The 26,212-nt window shown below is 73.2% G+C and carries 22 protein-coding genes and 1 tRNA gene; 14 read left to right on the plus strand and 9 right to left on the minus strand.

The features are described 5' to 3' along the window. Positions 1-90: 90 nt before the first annotated feature. Together kdpB and speB are read right to left on the minus strand one after the other, a co-directional pair. The gene (kdpB, locus tag D7231_RS29915) at positions 91-2,073 is read right to left on the minus strand and encodes a potassium-transporting ATPase subunit KdpB (RefSeq protein WP_241999996.1); all 1,983 of its coding nucleotides are present in this window, start codon (positions 2,071-2,073) and stop codon (positions 91-93) included. A gap of 424 nt (positions 2,074-2,497) precedes the next feature. Further along, positions 2,498-3,469 (minus strand): agmatinase, encoded by a 972-nt coding sequence (speB, locus tag D7231_RS29920; protein WP_120758748.1) that lies wholly within the window; start codon positions 3,467-3,469, stop codon positions 2,498-2,500. Positions 3,470-3,650: 181 nt separating this feature from the next. On the opposite strand from speB, the gene D7231_RS29925 reads away from it, so the two are divergent. After that, complete coding sequence (locus D7231_RS29925) at positions 3,651-4,439, plus strand: phosphatase (RefSeq protein WP_120758749.1); 789 nt, start codon at positions 3,651-3,653, stop codon at positions 4,437-4,439. A gap of 30 nt (positions 4,440-4,469) precedes the next feature. Here the strand turns inward: D7231_RS29925 and D7231_RS29930 are convergent, their stop codons facing one another. The 4 genes from D7231_RS29930 to D7231_RS29945 form a co-directional block, all read right to left on the minus strand. After that, positions 4,470-4,667: a hypothetical protein gene (locus D7231_RS29930; RefSeq protein ID WP_120758750.1), complete on the minus strand. Its 198-nt coding sequence runs from the start codon at positions 4,665-4,667 to the stop codon at positions 4,470-4,472. Between the two features lie 233 nt (positions 4,668-4,900). Then, positions 4,901-5,836: an acyl-CoA thioesterase II gene (tesB, locus tag D7231_RS29935; RefSeq protein ID WP_120758751.1), complete on the minus strand. Its 936-nt coding sequence runs from the start codon at positions 5,834-5,836 to the stop codon at positions 4,901-4,903. A gap of 23 nt (positions 5,837-5,859) precedes the next feature. Continuing rightward, positions 5,860-7,020, minus strand: a complete 1,161-nt coding sequence (locus D7231_RS29940; RefSeq protein ID WP_120758752.1) for an acyl-CoA dehydrogenase family protein — start codon at positions 7,018-7,020, stop codon at positions 5,860-5,862. Positions 7,021-7,211: 191 nt separating this feature from the next. Further along, positions 7,212-7,850, minus strand: a complete 639-nt coding sequence (locus D7231_RS29945; protein WP_120758753.1) for an SACE_7040 family transcriptional regulator — start codon at positions 7,848-7,850, stop codon at positions 7,212-7,214. A 105-nt stretch (positions 7,851-7,955) separates the two neighbouring features. Between D7231_RS29945 and D7231_RS29950 the strand changes: the two genes are divergently transcribed. From D7231_RS29950 to D7231_RS29965, 4 genes are read left to right on the plus strand one after another with little or no spacing between them, the layout of a single operon-like run. Continuing rightward, complete coding sequence (locus tag D7231_RS29950) at positions 7,956-9,587, plus strand: carboxyl transferase domain-containing protein (RefSeq protein ID WP_120758754.1); 1,632 nt, start codon at positions 7,956-7,958, stop codon at positions 9,585-9,587. Between the two features lie 8 nt (positions 9,588-9,595). After that, positions 9,596-11,746: an acetyl/propionyl/methylcrotonyl-CoA carboxylase subunit alpha gene (locus D7231_RS29955; protein ID WP_120758755.1), complete on the plus strand. Its 2,151-nt coding sequence runs from the start codon at positions 9,596-9,598 to the stop codon at positions 11,744-11,746. Further along, positions 11,743-12,681 (plus strand): hydroxymethylglutaryl-CoA lyase, encoded by a 939-nt coding sequence (locus D7231_RS29960; protein ID WP_120758756.1) that lies wholly within the window; start codon positions 11,743-11,745, stop codon positions 12,679-12,681. The genes D7231_RS29955 and D7231_RS29960 overlap by 4 nt, the downstream gene beginning before the upstream one ends. A 9-nt stretch (positions 12,682-12,690) precedes the next feature. Continuing rightward, positions 12,691-13,851: an acyl-CoA dehydrogenase family protein gene (locus D7231_RS29965; protein WP_120758797.1), complete on the plus strand. Its 1,161-nt coding sequence runs from the start codon at positions 12,691-12,693 to the stop codon at positions 13,849-13,851. A 231-nt stretch (positions 13,852-14,082) separates the two neighbouring features. Here D7231_RS29965 and D7231_RS29970 read toward each other — a convergent pair whose 3' ends face one another. Continuing rightward, positions 14,083-15,696 carry a beta-N-acetylhexosaminidase gene (locus D7231_RS29970; protein WP_194960161.1) on the minus strand — a complete coding sequence of 538 codons (1,614 nt, stop codon included), beginning with the start codon at positions 15,694-15,696 and terminating at the stop codon, positions 14,083-14,085. A 186-nt stretch (positions 15,697-15,882) separates the two neighbouring features. Here D7231_RS29970 and D7231_RS29975 point away from each other — a divergent pair, with 186 nt between their 5' ends. The 3 genes from D7231_RS29975 to glmS all read left to right on the plus strand — a co-directional run bounded on the left by D7231_RS29975 (position 15,883) and on the right by glmS (position 19,052). Then, the gene (locus tag D7231_RS29975) at positions 15,883-16,794 is read left to right on the plus strand and encodes a DUF4429 domain-containing protein (protein WP_120758757.1); all 912 of its coding nucleotides are present in this window, start codon (positions 15,883-15,885) and stop codon (positions 16,792-16,794) included. Positions 16,795-16,880: 86 nt separating this feature from the next. Further along, positions 16,881-17,156, plus strand: a complete 276-nt coding sequence (locus tag D7231_RS29980) for a hypothetical protein (protein ID WP_030369764.1) — start codon at positions 16,881-16,883, stop codon at positions 17,154-17,156. Positions 17,157-17,231: 75 nt separating this feature from the next. Next, on the plus strand, positions 17,232-19,052 hold the full coding sequence (gene glmS / locus D7231_RS29985) for a glutamine--fructose-6-phosphate transaminase (isomerizing) (protein WP_120758758.1): 1,821 nt from the start codon (positions 17,232-17,234) through the stop codon (positions 19,050-19,052). 324 nt (positions 19,053-19,376) lie between these two features. On the opposite strand, the gene D7231_RS29990 is transcribed toward glmS, so the two are convergent. Continuing rightward, positions 19,377-19,898: a universal stress protein gene (locus D7231_RS29990; protein WP_030369762.1), complete on the minus strand. Its 522-nt coding sequence runs from the start codon at positions 19,896-19,898 to the stop codon at positions 19,377-19,379. 382 nt (positions 19,899-20,280) lie between these two features. On the opposite strand from D7231_RS29990, the gene D7231_RS29995 reads away from it, so the two are divergent. From D7231_RS29995 to D7231_RS30010, 4 genes are all read left to right on the plus strand, one after another. Next, a complete protein-coding gene (locus tag D7231_RS29995; protein ID WP_194960159.1) occupies positions 20,281-20,613 on the plus strand; it encodes a hypothetical protein in 333 nt (110 codons plus the stop codon). Positions 20,614-21,037: 424 nt separating this feature from the next. Next, a complete protein-coding gene (locus D7231_RS30000; protein ID WP_120758759.1) occupies positions 21,038-22,420 on the plus strand; it encodes a helix-turn-helix domain-containing protein in 1,383 nt (460 codons plus the stop codon). 5 nt (positions 22,421-22,425) lie between these two features. Beyond that, positions 22,426-23,034, plus strand: coding sequence for an oligoribonuclease (gene orn, locus D7231_RS30005; protein WP_120758760.1), 609 nt, complete (start codon positions 22,426-22,428; stop codon positions 23,032-23,034). A 98-nt stretch (positions 23,035-23,132) separates the two neighbouring features. Beyond that, positions 23,133-23,205, plus strand: a tRNA-His gene (locus D7231_RS30010). A gap of 103 nt (positions 23,206-23,308) precedes the next feature. Here D7231_RS30010 and D7231_RS30015 read toward each other — a convergent pair. Beyond that, positions 23,309-24,637 (minus strand): NsdA family TPR-like regulatory protein, encoded by a 1,329-nt coding sequence (locus tag D7231_RS30015; protein WP_120758761.1) that lies wholly within the window; start codon positions 24,635-24,637, stop codon positions 23,309-23,311. A 221-nt stretch (positions 24,638-24,858) separates the two neighbouring features. Here D7231_RS30015 and D7231_RS30020 point away from each other — a divergent pair, with 221 nt between their 5' ends. Next, positions 24,859-25,305, plus strand: coding sequence for a hypothetical protein (locus D7231_RS30020; protein WP_241999993.1), 447 nt, complete (start codon positions 24,859-24,861; stop codon positions 25,303-25,305). A gap of 30 nt (positions 25,306-25,335) precedes the next feature. Further along, positions 25,336-26,205 (plus strand): spermidine synthase, encoded by an 870-nt coding sequence (locus D7231_RS30025; protein WP_120758762.1) that lies wholly within the window; start codon positions 25,336-25,338, stop codon positions 26,203-26,205. Positions 26,206-26,212 lie beyond the last annotated feature (7 nt).

Raw genomic sequence — 26,212 nt, forward strand, 5'->3', positions numbered from 1 at the left:
GGTGACTGTGCTCACCGTAGGTCGCCCGGGGCGGCAGGGGAGTTGATTCGCGTGAACGTACGGGAAAACACGGCGTGACGGCCCGGCCCCTCACAGGCCCGGCACGAACTCCAGCAGCAGGTCGATGAGTTTGATGCCGGCGAAGGGCGCGATCAGCCCGCCCACCCCGTACAGGCCGAGGTTGCGGCGCAGCAGGGCGTGCGCGCTGGAGGGGGCGTAGCGGACGCCGCGCAGGGCGAGGGGGATCAGGGCGACGATGACCAGGGCGTTGAAGATGATCGCGGAGGCGATGGCCGAGGTCGGGCTGTGCAGGCCCATGACGTTGAGCTTCTCCAGGCCCTCGTAGCCGGCCACGCCGCCGAACATGGCGGGGACGATCGCGAAGTACTTGGCGACGTCGTTGCAGATGGAGAAGGTGGTGAGCGCGCCGCGGGTGATGAGGAGCTGCTTGCCGATCTGGACGATCTCGATGAGCTTGGTGGGGTCGGAGTCCAGGTCCACCATGTTCCCGGCTTCCTTGGCGGCCGAGGTGCCGGTGTTCATGGCCACGCCCACGTCCGCCTGCGCGAGCGCGGGGGCGTCGTTCGTGCCGTCGCCCGTCATCGCCACGAGCTTGCCGCCGGCCTGCTCCTCGCGGATGCGGGCGAGCTTGTGCTCGGGGGTCGCCTCGGCGATGAAGTCGTCCACGCCGGCCTCGGCTGCGATGGCCTTGGCGGTGAGCGGGTTGTCGCCGGTGACCATGACGGTCCTGATGCCCATGGCGCGCAGTTCGGCGAAGCGGTCGGCGATGCCGGGCTTGACGACGTCCTTGAGGTGGACGGCGCCGAGGACCCGGCAGCCGTCGGGGTCCTCCAGGGCGACGAGCAGCGGGGTGCCGCCGCCGGCCGCGATGGAGTCCGCGATCCAGGCGGCCTCGGCGGGGACGTCGCCGCCGCGCCGGGTCACCCACTGCGCGACGGCGCTACCGGCGCCCTTGCGGATGCGGCAGAACTCCCCGTCGTAGGCGAAGTCGGCCCCGCTCATCCGCGTCTGCGCGGAGAACGGCACGAAGCGGCCGTGCGCGAGCTCGCCGTCGCCGTGCCGGATCCCGTATTGCTGCGCGAGGGTGACGATGGAGCGGCCCTCGGGCGTCTCGTCGGCCAGGGAGGCGAGCTGGGCGGCGTCGGCCAGCAGCTCGTGCGGGACGCCCTTGACGGGCACGAAGGCGGCCGCTTGGCGGTTCCCCAGGGTGATGGTGCCGGTCTTGTCCAGGAGGAGCGTGTTGACGTCCCCTGCGGCCTCCACGGCCCGTCCGGACAGCGCGAGGACGTTGCGCTGGACGAGGCGGTCCATGCCGGCGATGCCGATCGCCGACAGCAGGGCGCCGATGGTCGTGGGGATGAGAGTGACGAGAAGTGCGACGAGGACGGTGATGGTCTGCGGGGCGCCGGCCCAGCCCGCCATGGGCTGGAGCGACACCACCGCCAGGATGAAGATCACGGTCAGGGAGGCGAGCAGGATGTTCAGGGCCAGCTCGTTGGGCGTCTTCCGCCGGCTGGTGCCCTCGACCAGGGCGATCATGCGGTCGAGGAAGGTGTGGCCGGGGCGCGAGGTGATGCGGACGACGATCCGGTCGGAGAGCACCTTCGTCCCGCCGGTGACGCCCGAGCGGTCGCCGCCGGCCTCGCGGATGACCGGCGCGGACTCGCCCGTGATGGCCGACTCGTCCACCGACGCGACGCCGTCGACGACCTCGCCGTCGCCGGGGATGGTCCCGCCCGCCTCCACGCACACGAAGTCCTGCGGGCGCAGGTCCGCGGCGACCACGCGCTCCTCGTACCAGTCGCGCCGGTCCATGCCGACCCGCCACGAGCGCAGGCGGCGGGCGACGGTGGTGTCGCGGGTGCGGCGCAGCGTCTCGGCCTGGGCCTTGCCGCGGCCCTCGGCGACGGCCTCGGCCAGGTTGGCGAAGAGGACGGTCAGCCACAGCCAGACGCTGATGAGCCAGGTGAAGGCGGACGGGTCGAGGAGCGCGGAGAGGGTGGTGAGGACGGAGCCGGCCTCGACCACGAACAGCACCGGGTGCTTGACCATGACCCTGGGGTGCAGCTTGCGGAAGGCGTCCGGGAGGGAGGCCGCGAGCTGGCGGAGGTCGACGGCACCGCCCGCCACCCTCCGGTGCCGTTTCCGCCCGGCGGGCGGGGCGGGGAGGGGAGTGACGACGTTCTCTTCGGGCTGTCCGGACTGGCCGGACTGTTCGGGCAGCAGGTGAAGCGACAACGGGCCGGCCTTCGACGGAGGTGGGTGATCACCTCAGCCAACCGTCCGGGCACGGTCCGTCACCTGATCCTTACGCGCCCTTGTCGGGCGGCGGGTCCGGGCTGACGCACCTTTGACGCGGCCGTACGGGTCTCGACGCGGCCGTACGGGCTCCCTGGACGCGAAAGCGCCGGGCGGCCGGTTTCCCGGCCCGCCCGGCGCTCGGCGGTCAGCGCTCGCGCCCTGCGCGGGGGTGACGTCAGGCGCGCGAGGCGGCGATCTGCCGCGACATGATCGTCGTCAGCTCGTACGCCGCGTGGGACGCGGCCACCGAGGTGATCTCGGCGTGGTCGTAGGCCGGGGCGACCTCGACCAGGTCCGCGGAGACCAGGTTGCAGGAGGACAGGCCGCGGATGATCTCCAGCAGCTCGCGGGAGGTGAGGCCGCCGGCCTCCGGGGTGCCGGTGCCGGGGGCGTGGGCCGGGTCCAGGACGTCGATGTCGATGGAGATGTACAGCGGGCGGTCGCCGACGCGCTGGCGCAGCTGGTCGGCGATCTCGTCGACGCCGCGGCGCATGACGTCGGCGGAGGTGACGATGCCGAAGCCCATCTTCTCGTCGTCCGTCAGGTCCTTCTTGCCGTACAGCGGGCCGCGCGTGCCGACGTGGGAGAGCGCCTCGGTGTCGAGGATGCCCTCCTCGACGGCCCGGCGGAACGGCGTGCCGTGGGTGTACTCGGCGCCGAAGTAGGTGTCCCAGGTGTCCAGGTGCGCGTCGAAGTGCAGCAGGGCGACGGGGCCGTGCTTCTTGGCGACCGAGCGCAGCAGGGGCAGGGCGATGGTGTGGTCGCCGCCCAGGGTCATCATGCGGGCGCCGGTGCCGAGGATGCCGTCCGCGGCGTCCTCGATGGTCTCGACGGCCTCGTCGATGTTGAACGGGTTCGCGGCGATGTCACCGGCGTCGGCGACCTGCGCGAGGGCGAAGGGCGAGGCGTCCTGGGCCGGGTTGTACGGGCGCAGGAGGCGGGAGGCCTCGCGGATGGCGTTGCCGCCGAAGCGGGCGCCGGGCCGGTAGGAGACGCCGGTGTCGAAGGGGACGCCGACGACGGCCACGTCCGCCGTGCCGACCTCGTCCAGGCGCGGCAGGCGGGCGAAGGTCGCGGGGCCTGCGTAGCGCGGGATGCGGGAGGAGTCGACGGGGCCGCGCGGTTCACGGGGGGCGGGGGTGCTCATGCTGGGGAGCCTCTCGAATCACGGACGCGTTACGGTCGAACCAACGTCGGGGCGGCTGCGGTGGACGTACCCGAGGGTAGGCAGGGCGGCGGATTCCGCACATGTACGTATCAGTGGGTCCGCGTCCTCCATATGGACACCGCGTCCAGCACCGCAGTGATCGGGGGAGACAATGAACGGCATGCCGATACCGACCCGCAGCGAACTGATCGACCACCTCGTCCGTACGCGCATCGCCGGCGCCGTGGCGACCCCACGCGAGAACAACCTCGACCACTACCGCAGGCTCGCGAACGGCGACCGCCGCTACTGGCTGGGGCTGGAACTCGGCGACCGCTGGACGGACGAGCAGGACGTGCTCGCCGTCATGGCGGAGCGCTGCGGCGTCAGCGACGACCTGAACCACCGGGCCGGCCAGGACCACATCGACCCCGAGCTGACCGCCGACGCCCTGGACCGCATGGCGAACGTGCTGCGCAAGGCGGCCGGGAGCCGGCAGCGGGTGCTCTTCGCGACCGGCCACCCGGGCGCCCTGCTCGACGTGCACCGCGCGACCGCGGCGGCGATGCGCGCCGCGGGCTGCGAGGTCGTCCGGATCCCGGGCGGGCTGGGCGCGGACGAGGGCTGCGTGGTGCAGTTCGCGGACGTGGCGGTGTACGAGGGCGGGGCGACGCTCTGGCACACGCACTCCCCCAACCCGATGGCCGCGATCCTCGACGGCCTGCTGCGGGAGGGCCGCCCGCTGCCGGACCTGGTCGTCGCCGACCACGGCTGGGCGGGCTGCGCGGCGCAGCGCGGCATCGACGCGGTGGGCTACGCGGACTCCAACGACCCGGCGCTCTTCCTCGCGGAAGCGGAGGGCACGCTTCAGGTGGCGGTCCCGATGGACGACCACGTGACGGATCCGCGCTTCTACGAGCCGATGACGGCGTACTTGCTGGCCGCGGCGGGGCTCCTCACGGAGGGCTGATCCCGCCAGCCGTGGTCAGCCCTCCGCGGTTCAGCCCTCCGCGGGGCCGGGGCCGCCGTTCCAGCCGCGCACGCACAGCCATGCGCCGCCCCAGAGCAGGGCGGCTTCCACGCCCCTGAACACGAGGCCGCCCACCAGGTGGGACACCCCCGTCGTCTCGACGAGCGGGCTGTGCCAGAGGAAGGCCACGAGGGCGCCGAGGACGACGCTCAAGCCGCCTCCGGCCATGAGCAATATCCTCGGCGCCGTTCCCATCCGTACGGCCGCGCGTGCCATCCGCGCCCCTCCCTCACACCGGTGACGTCAACTCGCCGATGTTACCGGCCGGTCGAGCGCGGCCGGGGAACCCTGATGACGCCCTCCTGGATCACCGACACCGCCAACTGGCCGCTCTCCGTGCTGCATCTCCCGGGGGCAACCCCCGGACCCCCAGCCGGGGGTCCGGGTCCCGGCCCGGCCTGTCACCTCCCCGGGCGCGGGATCCGGATCACACCCTCCTGGATCACCGACACCGCCAACTGGCCGCTCTCCGTGAAGATGCGGCCCCGGGCCAGGCCGCGGCCGCCCTGGGACGTCGGGCTCTCCTGGTCGTAGAGGAGCCACTCGTCGGCGCGGAACGGGCGGTGGAACCACATCGCGTGGTCCAGGCTCGCGCCGACGACGTCGCCGACGGCCCAGCCGCCGCGGCCGTGGGCCAGGAGGACGGAGTCGAGGAGCGTCATGTCGGAGACGTACGTGGCCAGGCAGATGTGGAGCAGCGGATCGTCCGCCAGTTTGCCGTTGGTACGGAACCAAACCTGCGACTTCGGCTCACGCGGCTCGCCCACGCTGCCGAACGGCGGCTCGTCCGCGTACCGCAGGTCGACCGCGGAGCGGGCGTCCAGGATGCGGTCCACGACGCCCGGGCCGCCGAGGAGCGGTGCGTAGCGGCGCAGCGTCTCCGCTGCCGTGGGGAGGGTCTCCGGGGCGGGCGCGGCCGGCATGGCCTCCTGGTGCTCCAGGCCCTCCTCGTGGCGCTGGAAGGACGCGGAGAGGTGGAAGATCGGCTGTCCGTGCTGGACGGCCACCACGCGGCGCGTGGTGAAGGAGCCGCCGTCGCGGATGCGGTCGACGGTGTAGACGATGGGCACGGCGGGGTCGCCGGGCCGCAGGAAGTAGGAGTGCAGGGAGTGCGGCGGGCGGTCGGCGGGGACGGTGCGGCCCGCGGCGACGAGGGCCTGCGCGGCGACCTGGCCGCCGAAGACGCGCGGGACGAGCACGGCGCGGCCGGTGCGGCCCCGGAAGATGTCCTCCTCGATGGGTTCGAGGTCGAGGAGGGCGAGGAGCTCGTCCAGCGGCGTGTGCGGGCCGGCCGCCGGTATGTGCGAAGGAGAAGGAGAAGTAAGGGGCTCGTTCATTGGAGTTCCGGGTCTTACCGGCCTTACAGGCCCATGGACTTGGCGATGATGGAGCGCATGACCTCGCTGGTGCCGCCGTAGATGCGGCTGACGCGGGTGTCTGCGTAGAGGCGGGCGATGGGGTACTCCATCATGTAGCCGTAACCGCCGTGGAGCTGGAGGCACTTGTCGATGACGACGGCGGCCCGCTCGGTGGTGAAGAGCTTGGCGGAGGCGGCGTCGGCGGCGGACAGCTCACCCGCCTCGTGGGCGTCGAGGGCGCGGTCGACGACCGCCTCCATGGCGTCGACGTCGGCCTTGCAGTCGGCGAGCACGAACTTGGTGTTCTGGAAGGACGCGACGGACGTGCCGAAGACCGTCCGGTCCTGCACGTACTCCTTGGCGAACGTGACGGCGGCCGCGGCCTGGGCGTAGGCGGCGACGGCGATGCCGAGCCGCTCCTGCGGCAGGTTCTGCCCCAGGTAGCCGAAGGCCTTGCCCTCCTCTCCGAGGAGGTCCCCGACGGGCACCTTGACGTCGGTGAAGGACAGTTCGGCGGTGTCGGAGGTCTTCAGGCCGAGCTTCTCCAGCTTGCGGCCGACCGCGTACCCCTCGGAGGTGGTGTCCACGGCGAGGATGGAGATGCCGGCGCGGCGGTCCCCGGGGGCGGGCGGGGCGGTGCGGGCGCAGACGAGCACCCGGTCGGCCTGGACGCCGCCGGTGATGAAGGTCTTGGCGCCGTTGAGGACGTAGTGCGTGCCGTCCTCGGACAGCTTGGCCGTGGTCTTCATGCCGGCGAGGTCGGAGCCGGTGCCGGGCTCGGTCATGGCGATGGCGGTCATCATGTCGCCGGAGACGAAGGGCGGCAGCCAGCGCCGCTTCTGCTCCTCGGTGGCGTACTTGAGGAGGTACGGCAGGCACAGCGCGGTGTGCACGCTGCTGCCGCCGAAGCTGACGCCCGCGCGGGCGCACTCCTCGGTGATGACGGCGTGGAACTTGAAGCCGCCGCCCTCACCCGCGCCGCCGTACTCCTCGGGCACCTCGATGCCGAAGACGCCGAGGTCGCCGAGCTTCTTGTAGAACTCGCGCGGGACGGCGCCGGCCTCGCGCCACTCGTCGTAGACGGGCACGACCTCGGTCGCGATGAAGTCGCGGATCGTCGTGCGGAAGGCCTCGTGGTCCGTGTTGTACACCGTGCGACGCATTGGCTGCCATTCCCCTCGTGCGGGCCCGGGGACCCCGGGCTCATGCCTGGCCAAGCGCTTGCTCAGGCGAAGCTACCGGGGAGTCACCAGGACTGTCCAGAGCCGGTTGAGCCGTACGGGTGACGGCCCGGGGCGGCATCCGCGGCCGTATCTCCGCGGACCCGGGCCACGCGTCCGGCCGCGCCCCCGGGCTACGCCTCCGGCCGCGTCCCGCCGTCCGACAGCGCCGCGAACGCCCCGTGGGCCAGCCTGCGCAGCAGGGCCGCGGTGGCCTCGCGGCCGGGGAGGGCGCCGGGCCGGCCGAGGTGGGGGGTGGAGTTGAGCAGGCCGAAGACGGCGTGGACGGCGGCGCGGACCTCCGCCTCGTACGGATCCGGGTGGAGCCGGCGGACGACGTCGACCCACAGCTCCACGTACTGCCGCTGGAGCGAGCGCACCTGCTTGCGGTCGCTGTCGCGCAGCTGGCCCAGCTCGCGGTCGTGGAGGGTGATCAGCGCCCGGTCGTCCAGGGCGAAGTCGATGTGCCCGTCGATGAGGGAGCCGAGGACGGCGGCCGGGCCCCCGCCCGCCGAGGCGGCCTCGATGACGCGGCGGCGCCCGCCCGCGAAGAGCCGCTCGCTGATGCCGACCAGGAGCTCGGCGAGCATCGCGTCCTTGCCGGCGAAGTGCCGGTAGAGGCCGGGGCCGCTGATCCCGACGGCGGCCCCTATCTCGTCGACCCCCACGCCGTGGAAGCCGCGCTCGGCGAAGAGCCGGGCCGCCTCGCTGAGGATCTGCTCGCGGCGGGTGGGGGCGGCCTGGGCCGGGGTGCGGGTTGGTGCGTCGTTCACGAAAGTGATTCTAGACAGCGGCGTTAGTGGTCGTTAACCTGAAGGGAAAGTGTTAACGCTCATTAACCGAGCGGGATCATGGGCCGAGCAAGGGAGCTCGAGTACATGCAGCAGGCACCGGCGCTGGGGAGCGCCGCCGATCCGGCGTCCGACGCCTGGCGGGTGAACGAGGCGGCGCACCGCGAGCTGTCCGCGGGACTGCGGGAGCGGCTGGCCGCGGCCCGGCTGGGCGGCGGCCCGAAGGCCAGGGAGCGGCACACCTCCCGCGGCAAGCTCCTGCCGCGCGACCGGGTCGATGCCCTGCTGGACCCCGGCTCGCCGTTCCTGGAGATCGCCCCGCTCGCCGCCGACGGGATGTACGGCGGGGCTGCACCGGCCGCGGGCGTGATCGCGGGCATCGGCCGGGTCTCCGGCCGCGAGACGGTGATCGTCGCCAACGACGCCACCGTCAAGGGCGGCACGTACTACCCGATGACGGTCAAGAAGCACCTGCGCGCCCAGGAGATCGCCCTGGAGAACAGGCTGCCGTGCCTGTATCTGGTGGACTCGGGCGGCGCCTTCCTGCCCATGCAGGACGAGGTCTTCCCCGACCGCGACCACTTCGGCCGGATCTTCTACAACCAGGCCCGGATGTCCGGCGCGGGCATCCCGCAGATCGCCGCCGTCCTCGGCTCCTGCACCGCCGGCGGCGCCTACGTGCCGGCGATGAGCGACGAGGCGGTGATCGTCCGCGGCCAGGGCACGATCTTCCTGGGCGGCCCGCCGCTGGTGAAGGCCGCCACGGGCGAGGTCGTCACCGCCGAGGAGCTCGGCGGCGGCGAGGTCCACTCGAAGGTCTCGGGCGTCACCGACCACCTCGCCGAGGACGACGCCCACGCCCTGCGCATCGTCCGCACGATCGTGTCCACGCTGCCCGGGCGGGGCGCGCTCCCCTGGGGCGTCGAGCCGGCCGAGGAGCCCGCCGCCGACCCCGCGGGGCTCTACGGCGCCGTTCCGGTGGACTCCCGCACGCCGTACGACGTGCGCGAGGTCATCGCCCGCGTCGTCGACGGCTCGCGGTTCGCCGAGTTCAAGGCGGAGTTCGGGCAGACGCTGGTGACCGGCTTCGCCCGGATCCACGGCCACCCCGTCGGCATCGTCGCCAACAACGGCATCCTGTTCTCCGAATCCGCCCAGAAGGGCGCGCACTTCATCGAGCTGTGCGACCAGCGCGGCATCCCCCTGGTCTTCTTGCAGAACATCTCCGGCTTCATGGTCGGCCGGCAGTACGAGGCGGGCGGCATCGCCAAGCACGGCGCGAAGATGGTCACAGCCGTGGCCTGCGCCCGCGTCCCCAAGCTCACCGTCGTCATCGGCGGCTCCTACGGCGCGGGCAACTACTCGATGTGCGGCCGGGCCTATTCGCCGCGCTTCCTGTGGATGTGGCCCAACGCCAAGATCTCCGTCATGGGCGGCGAGCAGGCGGCCTCCGTCCTGGCCACCGTCAAGCGCGATCAGCTGGAGTCCCGCGGCGAGGCCTGGAGCGCCGAAGAGGAAGAGGCGTTCCGCGCCCCCGTCCGCGAGCAGTACGAGACCCAGGGCAGCGCCTACTACGCCACCGCACGGCTGTGGGACGACGGCGTCATCGACCCCCTGGAGACCCGGCAGGTGCTGGGCCTGGCGCTGACAGCCTGCGCCAACGCCCCCCTGCCCGAGAAGGACCCCACCGCGCCCGGCTACGGCGTCTTCCGGATGTGAGGCGGAGCATGTTCGAGACTGTCCTTGTCGCCAACCGCGGCGAGATCGCCGTACGGGTCATCCGTACGCTGCGCGCGCTCGGCATCCGCTCGGTCGCCGTGTTCAGCGACGCCGACGCGGAGGCCCGGCACGTCCGCGAGGCCGACACCGCCGTGCGGATCGGCCCGGCCGCCGCCGCGGAGAGCTATCTGTCGATACCGCGCCTCCTGGAGGCCGCCGCCCGCACCGGCGCCCAGGCCGTCCACCCCGGCTACGGCTTCCTCGCCGAGAACGCCGCCTTCGCCCGCGCCTGCGCCGATGCCGGCCTCGCCTTCATCGGGCCGCCCGCCGGCGCCGTCGAGCTGATGGGCGACAAGATCCGTGCCAAGGAGACCGTGCAGGCCGCGGGCGTGCCCGTGGTGCCCGGCTCCTCCGGCAGCGGCCTGACCGACGCGGAGCTCGCGGCCGCCGCCCTCGGCATCGGCATGCCCGTCCTGCTCAAGCCCTCCGCGGGCGGCGGCGGCAAGGGCATGCGCCTGGTGCGCGACGCTTCGCTGCTCGGCGAGGAGATCGCCGCCGCCCGGCGCGAGGCCCGCGGCTCCTTCGGCGACGACACCCTGCTCGTCGAGCGCTGGGTCGACCGGCCCCGCCACATCGAGATCCAGGTCCTGGCCGACGGCCACGGCCACGTCATCCACCTGGGCGAGCGCGAGTGCTCCCTGCAACGCCGCCACCAGAAGATCATCGAGGAGGCGCCCTCGCCGTTCCTCGACGAGGCCACGCGCGCCGCCATGGGCGAGGCGGCCGTCCAGGCCGCCCGCTCCTGCGGCTACGCGGGCGCGGGCACGGTCGAGTTCATCGTGCCGGGCGACGACCCCTCCTCGTACTACTTCATGGAGATGAACACCCGCCTCCAGGTCGAGCACCCCGTCACCGAGCTGATCACCGGCCTGGACCTCGTCGAGTGGCAGGTCCGCGTCGCGGCCGGCGAGGAGCTGACCCTGCGCCAGGAGGACGTGACCCTCACCGGGCACGCGGTCGAGGCCCGCATCTGCGCCGAGACCGCGCGCGTGAGCGGTGACGGCGCCCGCGTCGACTTCCTGCCCTCCGCGGGCACCGTGCGGCTGCTGCGCGAGCCGGCGGGCGAGGGCGTCCGCGTCGACTCCGGCCTGTCGGAGGGCACGGACGTCGGCACGTCCTACGACCCCATGCTCGCCAAGGTCATCGCCCACGGCCCGGACCGGGCCACGGCCCTGCGCCGCCTGCGCGCCGCCCTCGCCGGCACGGTCGTCCTCGGCGTCGACACCAATGCGGGCTTCCTGCGGCGGCTGCTGGCGCATCCGGACGTGGTGGCGGGCGCGCTCGACACGGGCCTCGTCGACCGCGACGCGGTCACGCTGGTGGAGCAGGAGGTGCCGGCCGAGGCGTACGCGGCAGCGGCACTGCTGCGGCAGCAGGGGCTGGAGCCCGTGCCCCACGGCTGGGTGGACCCGTTCTCGGCCCCGTCGGGCTGGCGCCTGGGCGGCGAGGCGGCATGGACGCCGCACCACCTGCGCGTGCCGGGCCACGAGCCGGTGACGGTGCGGGTGCGCGGCACCGCGCGCCATGCGCAGGTGGTCGTGGACGCCCCCGTGCCCGCCACGGGCAGCGGGCAGCTCCCGGCCCCGGGCGGCACCGCGGACACCGCGCAGCCCGCAGCGGTTCCGGTCTCCGCCGGGCTGGCGGCCGACGGGCGCGGCGCGGCCGGCGGCGCACAGCCGGCGCCGCACCCGGGGGCCGGCGCCGGAGGCGGCATCACCCTCCACTACGACGGTGTCACCCGGCACTTCACCGCCGCCCCCGGCCCGGAGGGCACCTGGCTCGGCCGCGACGGCGACGCCTGGCACCTGCGCGACCACGACCCCGTCGGGGCCGCGGGCGGCGGCGCGGGAGCCGCCGGCGTGGACACCCTCACCGCCCCCATGCCCGGCACCGTCACCGTCGTCAAGGCGGCCGTGGGCGACTTCGTCAGCGCCGGGCAGAGCCTCCTCGTGGTGGAGGCCATGAAGATGGAGCACGTCATCTCCGCCCCGCACGACGGCACCGTCGCCGAGCTGGACGTGACGCCCGGCGCCACCGTGGCCATGGACCAGGTCCTGGCCGTCGTCACCCCCGCCGCCGGCCCCGCGGAGGAATCATGATCAGCGGACTGCCCATGGCCGTGCCCGAGCCCGGCCTCCCGCCCCGCGTCCGGATCCACGAAGTGGGCCCCCGCGACGGCTTGCAGAACGAGAAGGCGGTCGTCCCGGTCGAGGTGAAGGCGGAGTTCATCCGCCGCCTCGCCGCGGCCGGCCTCGGCACCGTCGAGGCCACGAGCTTCGTGCACCCCAAGTGGGTGCCGCAGCTCGCGGACGCCGAGCGGCTGCTGCCCCTGCTGGACGGCGTGGCCGCCCGGCTGCCCGTCCTCGTGCCCAACGCCCGCGGCCTGGAGCGCGCCCGCGCCCTCGGCGCCCGCGAGGTCGCCGTCTTCGGCAGCGCCACGGAGTCCTTCGCCAAGGCCAACCTCAACCGCACGGTCGACGAGTCGCTGGAGATGTTCGCCCCGGTCGTGGCCGAGGCGCGCGAGGCGGGCCTCGCGGTCCGCGGCTATCTGTCCATGTGCTTCGGCGACCCCTGGGAGGGCGCCGTCCCCCTGGAGCAGGTCGTCCGGGTGGCCCGCCGCCTGCTGGACCTCGGCTGCGGCGAGCTGAGCCTCGGCGACACGATCGGCGTGGCCACGCCCGGCCACGTCACCGCCCTGCTGACCGCCCTGAATGAGGCGGGCGTGGAGACCGGCCGGCTCGCCGTCCACTTCCACGACACCTACGGCCAGGCCCTGGCCAACACCCTGGCCGCCCTGCGGCACGGCGTCACCACGGTCGACGCCTCCGCCGGCGGCCTCGGCGGCTGCCCGTACGCGAAGAGCGCCACGGGCAATCTCGCCACCGAAGACCTCGTCTGGATGCTCGACGGCCTCGGTATCGACACCGGGGTCGACCTCGGCCTGCTCACCGCCACGAGCGTGTGGATGGCCGAGCACCTGGGGCGGCCCAGCCCCTCCCGTACCGTCCGTGCCCTCTCTCCACAGGAGTCCTGAGCCATGCCGCTGGACCACCGCCTCACCCCCGAGCACGAGGAACTCCGCCGCACCGTGGAGGAGTTCGCACACGACGTGGTCGCCCCCAAGATCGGCGACTTCTACGAGCGCCACGAGTTCCCGTACGAGATCGTGCGGGAGATGGGCCGCATGGGGCTGTTCGGGCTGCCGTTCCCCGAGGAGTACGGCGGCATGGGCGGCGACTACCTGGCCCTCGGCCTGGCCCTGGAGGAGCTGGCCCGGGTCGACTCGTCGGTCGCCATCACCCTGGAGGCCGGCGTCTCGCTCGGCGCCATGCCGGTCTTCCGCTTCGGCACTGAGGAGCAGAAGCGCGCCTGGCTGCCGAAGATGTGCTCCGGCGAGGTCCTGGGCGCCTTCGGCCTGACCGAGCCCGAGTGCGGCTCGGACGCGGGCGGCACGCGCACCACCGCCCGGCTGGACGAGGCCACCGGCGAATGGGTGATCAACGGCACCAAGTGCTTCATCACCAACTCCGGCACGGACATCACCGGCCTGGTCACCGTCACCGCGGTCACCGGCCGCACGCCCGAGGGCAAGCCGCTGATCTCCTCGATCATCGTCCCCTCGGGCACGCCCGGCTTCACCGTCGCCGCCCCCTACTCCAAGGTCGGCTGGAACGCCTCCGACACCCGCGAGCTGTCCTTCTCCGACGTCCGCGTCCCGAAGGCCAACCTGCTGGGCGAGGAGGGGCGCGGCTACGCCCAGTTCCTGCGGATACTGGACGAGGGCCGGATCGCGATCTCGGCGCTGGCCACGGGCCTGGCGCAGGGCTGCCTGGACGAGTCGGTGAAGTACGCCAAGGAGCGGCAGGCGTTCGGCCGGCCGATCGGCGCCAACCAGGCCATCCAGTTCAAGCTGGCCGACATGGAGATGCGGGCGCACACGGCGCGGCTCGCCTGGCGCGATGCCGCGTCCCGGCTGGTGCACGGCGAGCCGTTCAAGAAGGAGGCCGCCCTGGCCAAGCTGTACTCGTCGGAGATCGCGGTGACCAACGCCCGCGAGGCCACGCAGATCCACGGCGGCTACGGCTTCATGAACGAGTACCCGGTGGCCCGGATGTGGCGCGACTCCAAGATCCTGGAGATCGGCGAGGGCACGAGCGAGGTCCAGCGGATGCTGATCGCCCGCGAACTGGGGTTCGCGGGCTAACGGGGCCGGGCGGCCTCGCCGGCCGACACCCTTCAATCCGCCGCGGCGGCGCTCAGCCCCCGCGGCGGATTCCGGCGGTGCCGGACCACCGGCCAGGCAGGCTCGGCACCGCCGAGATCCGCCGTAGTGGCTGAGCGCCGCTGCGGCGGAAAGAAGAGTGCGGCCCCGTGCTCTTCACACCGGGGCTTGCACTCTTGATCTGCCGGGCCGGAGCCCGGCCCCGTGACCCGGTCACGTCACAAGCCACGGCACCTGGGGTGAGCGGTAGTACGTGATGCCGAGCTCGTCCCAGCGCGGGCCCTGCGCGGCCAGCCGCACCCGGTAGGCCGCCCAGTCGTGCGTGGCCGGCGGGGACCAGCCGAGTTCGGCGATGCCCGCCAGCCGCGGGAACGCCATGTACTCCAGCTGCGCGCTCGTGCTGATCGTCTCCGTCCACAGCGGCGCCTCGACGCCCGCCACGGCCGCGGCGGGCACGCCCGCCAGGTAGCCGCCGGGGTCCCAGTCGTAGGACTGCCGCACCTCGACCAGGCCCGCCCAGCTCAGGCCCAGTGGCGTGTCCTTGGTGTACTTCATGTCGAGGTACGCCCGGTCCGCGGGCGAGAGGATCAGCCCCGCGCCCGCCCGCGCCGCGGCGGCGACCCGGTCGCGCTCGGCAGCGCCCGTACCGCCGTAGCCCCAGTACTGCAAGAGCGCGCCGGGCGCCGGGCGGGCCCCCGCCAGCTGGTGCCAGCCGATGACGGTCTTGCCGTGCCGGGCGACGACGGGCTGCACCCGGTCCATGAAGGCCGCGTAGTCCGCCGGGCCGGTCGAGTGCGCCTCGTCGCCGCCGATGTGCAGGTACGGCCCCGGAGTGAGCGCCGCGAGCTCGCCGACGACGTCCTCGACGAAGTCGTACGTGTCCGGCTTCGCCACGCACAGCGAGCTGAAGCCGACCTCCGTGCCCGTGTAGAGGGGACGCGCGACGCCGTCGCAGTTCAGCCGGGCGTACGAGGCGAGGGCCGCGTTGGTGTGCCCGGGCATGTCGATCTCCGGCACCACGGTGACGTAGCGGCTCGCGGCGTGCCGGACGATCTCGCGGTAGTCGTCCTTGCTGTAGAAGCCGCCCGGGCCGCCGCCCACCTGCGTGCTGCCGCCGTGCGCGGCCAGCCGGGGCCACGCGTCGACGGCGATGCGCCACCCCTGGTCGTCGGAGAGGTGCAGGTGGAGGGCGTTGTACTTGTAGAGGGCGAGCTGGTCGACGTACCGCTTCACCTGGTCGACGGTGAAGAAGTGCCGCGCGACGTCGAGCATCGCGCCGCGGTAGCCGTAGCGCGGCGCGTCGGTGACGACGCCGCCCGCCACGGTCCAGGGCCCGGGCTGCCGGGCGGTGCTCCCGGCGCGGGCGGGCAGCAGCTGCCGGAGGGTCTGGACGCCGTGGAAGAGCCCGGCGCCCTCCCGTGCGGAGATCGTCACGGAGCGGGAGGTGACGGACAGCCGGTAGCCCTCGCCGCCGCTCCCGCCCTCCCCCTCGTCGAGCACCAGGCGGATGCCGGGCCCGTCCGTCCCGCCGGGCAGGACCGGCAGCCGGTAGCCGGTCGAGGGGCGCAGCAGCCCCGCCAGGTAGCCGCCGATCCGCGCGGCCTCCGGGTTGCCGGGCGGCACCCGTACGGCGGTGCGGGCCGTGATCTCGTACGGGTCCCCGCCGGGCCGCACGGACGCGGGGGCGGGCACGACCTGGCCGAGCGGGGCGGGGCCGCCGGGCTCCGCGGCCCGGGCCGGGGCGGCCGTCCCGGCGGCCGCGAGGAGCAGCAGGGCGATGCCGGTGGCGGCCAGGCGTCTCGTGGTTGCGAAGCTCGTGCGTCTCAAGAGGAAATCCCTTCGGCGTACCGCTCACGGGAATTCACGCGTACGAACGACCACTTGGGTATCGCCGGCCCCGGCCCGCGTCAAGGTCCGCGGTACGGGCCGAGGTCCGTGGCGGGATCCGTGCCGGGGTCCGCGCACGTCCTGGTCCGCACCTTCCCGAGCGTACGTGCCTGAGAGAATCCCCCCATGGCTGAGATCCTCCAGAAGGACGGCACGTGGACCTTCGACGGCGAAACGATACGGATCGTCCCCGGCCGCGAGCGCGGCGTGCACCTGATGCGCCAGACCCTCGGTGAACTGACCGTTCCGCTGTCCGCCGTGGCGGGGATCGCCCACGAGCCGGGCCGCAAGAGCGGGCGCCTGCGGCTGCGGCTGCGCGACGGGGCGGACCCCCTGCTCCAGGTCGCGCGGGGCCGGCTGCCGGACGCCGCCGATCCGTATCAGCTGGCGGTGGAGGCCGACCGCGCGGGCGTCGCCGAGTACTTCGTGGACGAGGTGCGCAACGCCCTCCTCCTGGACCAGGTGCCGGACGGCCCCTCGGACCGCTACCTCCTGCCCGGCCCGACGCTGCCGCTGTCGGTCGGCGCGGGCGACGGCACGGTCACCTTCGACGGCGAGCGGATCCGCCTGGAGTGGAACTGGAAGACCGAGGAGGGCAAGAAGTCCGCCGGTACGCAGTCCCTCGCCCTGGCGGACGTCCGCTCGGTGGAGTGGATGCCCTCCATGGGCCTGGAGAACGGCTACCTCCGCTTCGTGGTCCTGCGGGAGCCGACCAAGGCCCCGCCCAAGCACGATCCCCATGCGATCGAGCTCTTCGGCTTCAAGAAGGACCCGCTGATGGCGATGGTGGGCGCCGCCGTCGTGGCCCGGCTGCCGCACCCGTCCGGCGCCGGGGCGCGCGGCGCGGCCCCCTCGCTCGCCAAGGCCCCGGACGCCCCCGCGGCCCTCGCCGGGCCCGCTCCCGGCGCCCCTTCCGGCGATTCCGATCACGACGCCCTGCTGCGGCGGCTGCGGGAGCTCGGTGAGCTGCACCGCGCCGGGATCCTGACCGAGGAGGAGTTCACCGCGGCGAAACAGGCCGTATTGAAGCGTTTCTAGGCGATTCGCGCCCCCATTCCACCCACCCCTGCCCGATTTCGGGCAGGATTCTTGCGAATGTTGTCGATAGCCCTCAGTATCGACGGGTGCTCGAACGCCGTATGAATCATGACGACCTGGTGGATCACCTGGTGCGCAGCACGCCGCTTCAGCGCGGCGAGGCCGCCCGGGTGGTCCTGGACGTCCTGGCGTACTTCGACGAGACGACCGAGAGCTTCGTCCGCCGCCGCCACCGCGAGCTGCAGTCCGGCGGGCTGCGCAACGCGGAGATCTTCGAGCGGATCTCGGCGGAGCTGCCGCACCGTGCGGTGGCGCCGCCGGAGCTCTCGCTGCGGCAGCTGCGCCGCATCGTCTACGGCTGAGCCGGCAGGAGCGGCGCCGCCACCGCCGCCCGGGCCGCCGGGCACCACTGATCATTTCTCTGGGAGGGTCACCACATGTGTGGAATCGTCGGATACATCGGTAAGCGCGACGTCGCGCCGCTGCTGCTCGAGGGGCTGCAGCGCCTGGAGTACCGCGGCTACGACTCCGCGGGCATCGCGCTGCACGCCGGCGGCAAGACCGGTGGCCTGAAGTCCGCCAAGGCCAAGGGCCGCGTCCGCGAGCTGGAGTCCCGCCTTCCCAAGCGCTTCAACGGCACCACGGGCATCGCCCACACCCGCTGGGCCACCCACGGCGCGCCGAACGACGTCAACGCCCACCCGCACCTGGACGCCGAGGAGAAGGTCGCCGTCGTCCACAACGGCATCATCGACAACGCCTCCGACCTGCGCACCAAGCTGACGGCCGAGGGCTTCACCTTCGTCTCCGACACCGACACCGAGGTCCTGGCGCACCTGATCGCCCGCTCCGAGGCCGGCACGCTGGAGGAGAAGGTCCGCGAGGCCGTCAAGCACATCGAGGGCACGTACGGCATCGCCGTCCTGCACGCGGACTTCCCGGACCGCATCGTCGTCGCCCGCAACGGCTCCCCCGTGGTGCTGGGCATAGGCGAGAAGGAGATGTTCGTCTCCTCCGACGTCGCCGCCCTGGTCTCCCACACCCGCCAGGTCGTCACCCTCGACGACGGCGAGATGGCCACCCTGCGCGCCGACGACTACCGCACGTACACCACCGAGGGCTCCTCCACCTCGGCCCAGCCGACCACCGTCGAGTGGGAGGCCGAGTCGTACGACATGGGCGGCCACGACACGTACATGCACAAGGAGATCCACGAGCAGGCCGACGCCGTGGACCGCGCCCTGCGCGGCCGCATCGACGACCGCTTCTCCACCGTGCACCTGGGCGGCCTGAACCTGGACGCCCGCGACGCCCGCGCCGTGCGCCGCGTCAAGATCCTCGGCTGCGGCACCTCGTACCACGCCGGCCAGATCGGCGCCCAGATGATCGAGGAGCTCGCCCGCATCCCCGCGGACGCCGAGCCGGCCTCCGAGTTCCGCTACCGCAACCCGGTCGTGGACCCCGACACCCTCTACATCGCGGTGTCCCAGTCCGGTGAGACCTACGACGTGCTCGCCGCCGTCCAGGAGCTCAAGCGCAAGGGCGCCCGCGTCCTGGGCCTGGTCAACGTGGTCGGTTCCGCGATCGCCCGCGAGACCGACGGCGGCATCTACGTGCACGCCGGCCCCGAGGTCTGCGTCGTCTCCACCAAGTGCTTCACCAACATGGTGGTCTCCTTCGGCCTGCTCGCCCTGCACCTCGGCCGCACCCGCGACCTGTCCGTCGCCGACGGCAAGCGGATCATCGAGGGCCTGCGCAAGCTGCCCGGCCAGATCGAGGAGATCCTGGCGAACGAGGAGCAGATCGAGAAGCTGGCCGGCGAGTACGCCGACGCCAAGTCGATGATGTTCATCGGCCGTGTCCGGGGCTACCCGGTGGCCCGCGAGGCCTCGCTGAAGCTCAAGGAGGTCTCGTACATCCACGCCGAGGCCTACCCCGCCTCCGAGCTCAAGCACGGTCCGCTGGCCCTGATCGAGCCGGCCATGCCGACGGTTGCGATCGTCCCGGACGACGAGCTGCTGGAGAAGAACCGCGCCGCCCTGGAGGAGATCAAGGCCCGCAGCGGCCGCATCCTCGCCGTCGCGCACCAGGAGCAGGAGAAGGCCGACCACACGATCGTGGTGCCGAAGAACGAGGACGAGCTGGACCCGATCCTGATGGGCATCCCGCTCCAGCTCTTCGCCTACTACACGGCCAAGGCCATGGGCCGCGACATCGACAAGCCGCGCAACCTGGCGAAGTCCGTCACCGTCGAGTAGTCCCCGCGGGGCCCGCCGCGGCGGCGGGCCTCCCGAAGCCCTCTCGTACCTGTCCGCACCTGTCCGCGACAGGTCCGAGAGGAAACGGCCTTCCCGCACGTGCCACCACGCGCGCGGGAAGGCCGCTTTCCCATGCGCCGGCGTTCGCCCTCGCGCCGGCGGGGATGCCGCCGCTTCCGGGAACCGTCACCTCCCGTACGGCAGCACGCCATCGGGCGGTTCCTACCCGCCCGCGCGGCGCGATCCACCCCCTACGCGCGGGTAGATTCACGGGCCGTCAAGTCCGGGGCAGGAGTCATCACCCGTCCAGGGTGAGGAAGTCGGCTACGGAATAACGACGACGGGACGCTGGGCCCGCCGGGCCAGCCGGCCCGCCACCGAGCCGAAGATCCGCCCGACCAGGCCGTGCGTCGAGCCGACGACGATCGCGTCGGCCGCGTACTCCCGGCCGACCTCCTCCAGTTCGTGGCAGATGTCGCCGCCGCGCTCGACGAGGATCCACGGCACCTCCGACAGATAGTCCGCACAGGCCAGTTCCAGGCCCAGGACCTCGGTGCGGTGGTCGGGGACGTCCACGAAGACGGGCGGCTCGCAGCCCGCCCAGACGGTGGTCGGCAGCCTGTTGGCCACATGGACGATGATCAGCCCGGAGCCGGAGCGCCGGGCCATCCCGATTGCATACGCAAGCGCTCGCTCGCTGGACGTGGAGCCGTCGAAGCCCACCACGACGCCGTGCTGGAACGCCGGATCGCAGGAATGGCGTGTTTCTTCCGCCGCTTCGGGGTGCGCCGCGTGATCGGCGACCCGCTTGCGGTCCGCAGGTTCGGAGAATTCGTGACCGGCCATCGGTATCTCGGCGAAGGGTGTCCTCGGGCGGAGGGAGAGTCGGCGGGTGTGCTCCCCCGGGGTCGGATCTTGGAGGCAAAATCCGTCCGGGATTCATCTTTTCAATCACTTACCCACCAGGGTACGGCGACACTCGCCGCCTGCCCAGAGTCCGACCGGCGGCTCGGAGCCAGGGGTCGCACGGGCGTGGCACGCGGTGCCCGCCCGGACCGCCGGTGGGCCGTAAGGCGGGCGGGCGTTCCCCGGAGCATGCACGAGGGCGGCCCGTAGCGCAATGCCCCGACCGCGCTCCGGGCGTACTCCCGATGCGCTCGGCGCAGTGACCGAGGGCCCCGGCCGGGCGTTGTACCACCGCCAGCCCGCCGCCCCCAGGGAGCGCTCCGTGCCCGGAACCCGTGACCACGCCCGCGACGGCGCCCCGCCGCAGGACTCCCCCGATCCGGTGAGCGACGTGGTCCGCTGGGCCGCCTTCAGCTGCGTGCTCGTCCCCGTGACCCTGTTGATCTGCGGGCAGTCCTTCGGCGGCGCCGCGGGCACGGCGGCCGGGCTCGTCGCCGTCACATGCGCCTGCCGCGCCCTGCTGCGGCAGGCGGAGCGCAGTGCGGCCAGGGCGCTCGCGGAGCAGACGCTCCCGCACCGCGGACGACACGGCCGGACGGGCTCGGGGACGCACCGCGGGGGGCGTCACACCGGCGGCGCAGCGCCGGTCGACTGACCCCTGCGGAGGCCGTGCGCCGGCGTCTCAGCGGGGGACGGCCGAGGGCTGTTTGACACTTTCGCACACCCGCACCCACCACTTTTCAGCCAACTTCAGTCCGAACCCCATACCTTGGCTTGAGACCCCCCTAACAGCCGGTCGACCAGCAAGGAAAGGACCGTGGAGGGCGGTTGCACCCTACGGGGATTGGGCATGGGCGAGAGGCGTACTTTTCACCGAGGCCTGCAAGTGCAACGCTTCGTGATCGAACGCTTCGCGCCAAGTTGCCATGTCGACTTAGAGCCGAGTGGTGAACTGGTCACTGCGTCTCCATTCGACGCAGTAGATTCGATCTTGGCCATGACCGGCGGGGGAACCGTTCAGGACCGAGGGGAAACGTGCAGGACCGAGAGGACTCGACCGCCGAGGGGGGCTTAGCGCCATGAGCCAGGACTCCACGACCGTACCGGAGACCACGCGCAAGCTCTCCGGACGCCGCCGCCGGGAGATCGTCGCAGTGCTGCTTTTCAGCGGCGGCCCCATCTTCGAAAGCTCCATTCCGCTCTCCGTGTTCGGCATCGACCGACAGGACGCCGGAGTCCCCCGCTACCGCTTGCTGGTGTGCGCGGGCGAAGATGTGCCATTGCGAACAACCGGCGGCCTGGAATTGACCGCACCGTACGGCCTGGAGGCGCTCTCCCGGGCCGGCACCGTCGTCGTACCGGCCTGGCGGTCGATCACCCAGCCGCCGCCCACCGCCGCACTCGACGCACTGCGCCGCGCCCATGAAGAGGGCGCCCGCATCGTCGGGCTGTGCACCGGGGCCTTCGTACTGGCCGCGGCGGGACTGCTCGACGGCAGGCCCGCCACCACCCACTGGATGTACGCGCCCACGCTCGCCAAGCGCTATCCGTCGGTCCACGTGGACCCGCGGGAGCTCTTCGTCGACGACGGCGACGTACTGACTTCCGCGGGCACCGCGGCAGGCATCGACCTGTGCCTGCACATCGTCCGCACCGACCACGGAGCCGACGCGGCCGGGGCCCTGGCCCGCCGGCTCGTCGTCCCGCCGCGCCGCAGCGGCGGACAGGAGCGCTACCTCGACAGGTCTTTACCGGAGGAGATCGGCGCCGACCCGCTCGCCGAGGTCGTCGCCTGGGCGCTGGAGCACCTCCACGAGCAGTTCGACGTGGAGACGCTCGCCGCCCGTGCGTACATGTCCCGCCGGACCTTCGACCGGCGGTTCCGCTCGCTCACCGGAAGCGCGCCTTTGCAGTGGCTGATCACCCAGCGGGTGCTCCAGGCACAGCGGCTGCTGGAGACCTCCGACTATTCGGTGGACGAGGTCGCCGGCCGCTGCGGGTTCCGCTCCCCGGTGGCGCTGCGCGGGCACTTCCGCAGGCAGCTGGGGTCCTCCCCCGCCGCCTACCGGGCGGCGTACCGCGCGCGCAGGCCCCAGAGCGGCTCGGCCGACCGCCCCGAGCGGGCCGAGCGCGAGGGGCGTACGGAGCGGGAGCGTCCGGACCGGTTCGACCGGCCCGAGCTCGGCGAGCAGCGGACCGGGGAGCCGTCGGTGATGGCGCTCCGGCGGGCCGCCATGACTCCGGCCCACGCCGCCTCCGGCGCGGGCGGGGTCCTCGGCGGACCGCCGCCGGCGCACGGCGGGCACCCGGGCCACGGCCCGCACGGCGCCCATCCGGGCATTCCGGGCGTACCGGGCGGACATAGTGGAGGATACGGGGTGAATGCCACGGAGCCGGGTAAGCCGGAGTCGGACCTCTACACCCCACGCCTGCCCGGCCAGCGGGAGCGCCCCGTAGGGTGAGGAGCATGAACGATCGCATGGTGTGGATCGACTGCGAGATGACCGGGCTCTCGCTGTCGGACGACGCGCTCATCGAGGTGGCTGCCCTGGTGACCGACTCGGAGCTGAACATCCTCGGCGACGGCGTGGACATCGTCGTCCGCCCGCCCGCCGAGGCCCTCGTCACCATGCCCGAGGTGGTGCGCCAGATGCACACGGCTTCCGGGCTGCTCGCGGAGCTGGACAAGGGCACCACCCTGGAGGACGCCGAGCAGCAGGTCCTCGCCTACGTCCGCGAGCACGTCGCGGAGCCGGGCAAGGCCCCGCTGTGCGGGAACTCGGTCGGCACCGACCGCGGCTTCCTCGCGCGGGACATGCCCGCCCTGGAGTCCCACCTGCACTACCGGATCGTCGATGTGTCGTCGGTGAAGGAGCTGGCCCGCCGCTGGTATCCGCGGGCCTACTTCTCCAGCCCCAAGAAGAGCGGCAACCACCGCGCTCTCGCCGACATCCGCGAGTCGATCGCCGAGCTCCGCTACTACCGCGAGGCGATCTTCGTGCCGCAGCCCGGCCCGGACTCCGACACGGCGAAGGCCATCGCGGCCAAGCACGTCCTGCCCGCCAAGGCGGTGTGACACAGCTCGCTCCCGGCTCGGCCGAAAGCCGGGAGCGAGCACCCCCGAAGACCCTGTAGACTTCTTCTCGGCCGGTGGGAAACACGCCGGACGACATGGTGGGTATAGCTCAGCTGGCAGAGCACCTGGTTGTGGTCCAGGATGTCGCGGGTTCAAGTCCCGTTACTCACCCTGACAGAGGGCCCCGGTTCGCGGAAGCGGACCGGGGCCCTTGTCGTTTGCGGCCCCCTTCCCCGTTCCCCCGGGCGGCAGGCCGCGCGTACGCCGTCCGGCGTCAGTCCGCGGCGTGTCGCTCCAGGAAGGACGCGACCGACGGCGAGCCGCCGTACCGGCCGCCGAGCAGCCCGGCCGTGGCGGCGAGCATCGCCCGGATCCGCGCCGAGCGGACGTCGGCCAGCAGATCCAGCGCGCGCTCCCCGGCGGCCGCCGCCGCGTCCGGCGCGCCGGCCCGGGCCAGGTCGCCCGCGAGCTGCGCGGTGAAGAGGGCGGTGTTGCGGGCGAAGTGGGCGTCCTGGAGGTCGACGGCGCGCCGCGCGTGCACGGCCGCCCGCCGCCAGTCGCCGAGCGCCGACCGGCACTGCGCCTCCAGCCCCTCCAGTTCGGCCTCGCCGAAGAAGCTCATCCACTCGGGGTCCGCGTCGCCCGGGCCGCGGCCGAAGAGCGTCCGCGCCCGCAGCAGGGCGGCCTCGCAGGCGGCCCGGTCGCCGAGCCCGGCCCAGCCGCCGGCCTCCCGCAGGGCCAGCAGGGACATCAGCCGCGCGGAGGGCAGGCCCCTGGCCGCGCCCTGGGCGGCCTGCGCCGCGCGCACCGCCTCCCGAGGGCGGCCCGCATCGCGCGCGAGGAAGGCGGTGTTGCAGAACGCGTGGGCCTCCAGGGCCGCGTCCCCGGCGACCCGGGCCGTGGCGAGCGCCTCGGCGTAGTGCGAGCGGGCGTCGGCGAAGCGGCCCGAGTCGTGGGCCAGCCAGCCCACGGAGAGCGAGAGTTCGCCCGCGCCCGCCTGGAGCCGGTCGGCGACGGACTGGCGGCGGGTGCCGGCGTCGAGGAGCTCGTAGGCGAGCCGCAGCGGTCGCGTGGCGCGGCGGTAGAGGCCGTCGGCGCCGTGCCGGTCGTCCAGCAGCCGGATGCGGCGCACGGCCTGCTCGACGGCGGACGCCTCGGCCTCGCCGGCGCGGCGCGGGGCGCGCACCAGGGAGGCGGCCGGGGCGGCGGCCCCCAGCGAGGCCGCGGCCACTGCGGCCGCCGTACTGCCGGTCATGAACGCGCGCCGCAACACGTCGCTCTCCTTGGGCTGGTCGGAGCGGTCGGAGGGTGCGCTCCCCCCGCTCCGCTCGCTACGGCTCCCCCGCCCGCGGACCACCTCGCGCGGGACGAAGCCCATGTCCTCCGGTTCGCAGCCGGGGAACATGTGCCGGAACACCCGCTCGTAGGCGTAGTTGGGGCAGCGGATCTCCCCCGACTCGACGCGGCCGATGTAGCGCGCGTCGCACGAGACCTGCTCGCCGATCTCGCGGGCCGCCCGCCGTACGGCCGCCGCGAACTCGGCCGCCGAACGGGCGCCCCGCAGCTGCCGGAACGCCTCGTTCGGCGCGTGGGGCGACACCATGGGCGCGACCGTACCGGCAATCGGTGGCCCGTTCCCCCCGTTCGGCCCCTCGTTTCGCTACAAACGGGATATCCCACCCGCGATCCGCCATGAAGTGCCATCCTTTGTGACGGCATGCGCCCGTTGCCGTTGACGCCCTTCGCGCGTTGAACACTTTGAGCGCGCTCGACGCGGAGCGTAGTGGCACGGCGGAGGAGGGGTTTCCCTTGGTGGAGGCCGGAGTGGACAGCAGCAGCTCGCGGACGACGGCCCTGCACCAGCCGCGTCAGGACCGCAGCCCTTCTCCCTGCGCGCCCCGGGCGGCGGGCCTCGGCCCCGACGCCGGCCCGTGCGACCTGGTCACCGTCCCCGCCCGGCAGGGCCTGGAGGCGGTCGACATCCTCCGGCTGCGCGACGGCGTCGGCCCCGTCCTCCACGACGACGAGTGCGACACCCTCGGCTTCCTGGTGCCCCCCGGCACCGCCGATGCCTGGGACGTGCCGGGCAGCGCCTGCACCCAGACCCACGGCCGGGGGCTCCGCGCGGTCCCGGAGGGGCCGCTGCTCACCGGCGCCGGCTGGCTCGTCGCCCCGGAGGCCGCCTTCTCCTCCGCCACGGACCCGGCGGTCCTGCGCGACGCCCTCGGCGAGGCCGCCCGGACGATCGCGGCGGTCGACCGCTGCCGCTAGCCGCCCCTCCCCCTGGGCGATACTTGCCGGGTGGGCAAGGTCAAGAAGAAGCAAGGGCGCGGCCGCGCCGCCGAAGCGGTCGCGGAGCAGGTCGGCGGTGGGCTCGCCGAGCTCGTGCCCGACCGTGACCGGCCCCGGGGGTTCACCCTCCTGATCGACGGCGCGCCCCAGTCCCACGTGGATCTCGACGACCCCGCGTATCTGGACTTCGCCTACCAGCGCCGCCTCGGCCACATCGCCGACCTCGCCGCGCCGCCCGGCAAGCCGGTCCAGGCGCTCCACCTGGGCGGCGGCGCCTTCACCCTCGCCCGGTACGTCGCCGCGACGCGGCCCCGCTCGACCCAGCAGATCGTGGAGATCGACGCGCCGCTCGTGCAGTTCGTACGGCGGGAGCTGCCGCTGGACAGCGGCTGGCGGATCCGGGTGCGGGGCTGCGACGCCCGCGAGGGGCTGGCCAAGGTGCCCGACGGCTGGGCCGACCTGATCATCGCCGACGTCTTCAGCGGAGCCCGCACCCCGGCGCACCTGACCAGCGCCGAGTTCGCCGCCGAGGTGCGGCGGGCGCTGCGGCCGGGCGGCTTCTACGCCGCGAACCTCGCGGACGGCCCGCCGCTGGCCTACGTGAAGTCCCAGATCGCGACGGTGGGCACGGTCTTCCCCGAGCTCTGCCTGACCGCCGACCCGGCGGTGCTGCGCGGGCGCCGCTTCGGCAACGCCGTGCTGCTCGCCTCCGACCACGCCCTGCCGGTCGCCGAGCTGACCCGCCGGGCCGCGTCCGACCCGCACCAGGGGCGGGTCGAACACGGGCGGGCGCTGGCGGACTTCACGGGCGGCGCGGCGCCGGTCACGGACGCGAGCGCCCGGCCGTCGCCGGAGCCGCCGCCTTCGGTCTTCGAGTGACCCCGGA

This window comes from Streptomyces klenkii, from assembly GCF_003626645.1.
GTDB classification, from domain to species: Bacteria; Actinomycetota; Actinomycetes; order Streptomycetales; family Streptomycetaceae; genus Streptomyces; species Streptomyces klenkii.

What these genes read in the sequence shown, in the direction of transcription:
- tesB (WP_120758751.1), bottom strand. Translation starts at nt 5,836, where the DNA reads ATGAACGAGCCCCTTACTTCTCCTTCTCCTTCGCACATACCGGCGGCC.
- speB (WP_120758748.1), bottom strand. Translation starts at nt 3,469, where the DNA reads ATGAGCACCCCCGCCCCCCGTGAACCGCGCGGCCCCGTCGACTCCTCC.
- D7231_RS30000 (WP_120758759.1), top strand. Translation starts at nt 21,038, where the DNA reads ATGAGCCAGGACTCCACGACCGTACCGGAGACCACGCGCAAGCTCTCC.
- D7231_RS30015 (WP_120758761.1), bottom strand. Translation starts at nt 24,637, where the DNA reads ATGGTGTCGCCCCACGCGCCGAACGAGGCGTTCCGGCAGCTGCGGGGC.
- D7231_RS29940 (WP_120758752.1), bottom strand. Translation starts at nt 7,020, where the DNA reads ATGCGTCGCACGGTGTACAACACGGACCACGAGGCCTTCCGCACGACG.
- D7231_RS29975 (WP_120758757.1), top strand. Translation starts at nt 15,883, where the DNA reads ATGGCTGAGATCCTCCAGAAGGACGGCACGTGGACCTTCGACGGCGAA.
- D7231_RS29930 (WP_120758750.1), bottom strand. Translation starts at nt 4,667, where the DNA reads ATGGCCGGAGGCGGCTTGAGCGTCGTCCTCGGCGCCCTCGTGGCCTTC.
- orn (WP_120758760.1), top strand. Translation starts at nt 22,426, where the DNA reads ATGAACGATCGCATGGTGTGGATCGACTGCGAGATGACCGGGCTCTCG.
- D7231_RS29925 (WP_120758749.1), top strand. Translation starts at nt 3,651, where the DNA reads ATGCCGATACCGACCCGCAGCGAACTGATCGACCACCTCGTCCGTACG.
- kdpB (WP_241999996.1), bottom strand. Translation starts at nt 2,073, where the DNA reads ATGGTCAAGCACCCGGTGCTGTTCGTGGTCGAGGCCGGCTCCGTCCTC.
- D7231_RS29950 (WP_120758754.1), top strand. Translation starts at nt 7,956, where the DNA reads ATGCAGCAGGCACCGGCGCTGGGGAGCGCCGCCGATCCGGCGTCCGAC.
- D7231_RS29990 (WP_030369762.1), bottom strand. Translation starts at nt 19,898, where the DNA reads ATGGCCGGTCACGAATTCTCCGAACCTGCGGACCGCAAGCGGGTCGCC.
- D7231_RS29955 (WP_120758755.1), top strand. Translation starts at nt 9,596, where the DNA reads ATGTTCGAGACTGTCCTTGTCGCCAACCGCGGCGAGATCGCCGTACGG.
- glmS (WP_120758758.1), top strand. Translation starts at nt 17,232, where the DNA reads ATGTGTGGAATCGTCGGATACATCGGTAAGCGCGACGTCGCGCCGCTG.
- D7231_RS29960 (WP_120758756.1), top strand. Translation starts at nt 11,743, where the DNA reads ATGATCAGCGGACTGCCCATGGCCGTGCCCGAGCCCGGCCTCCCGCCC.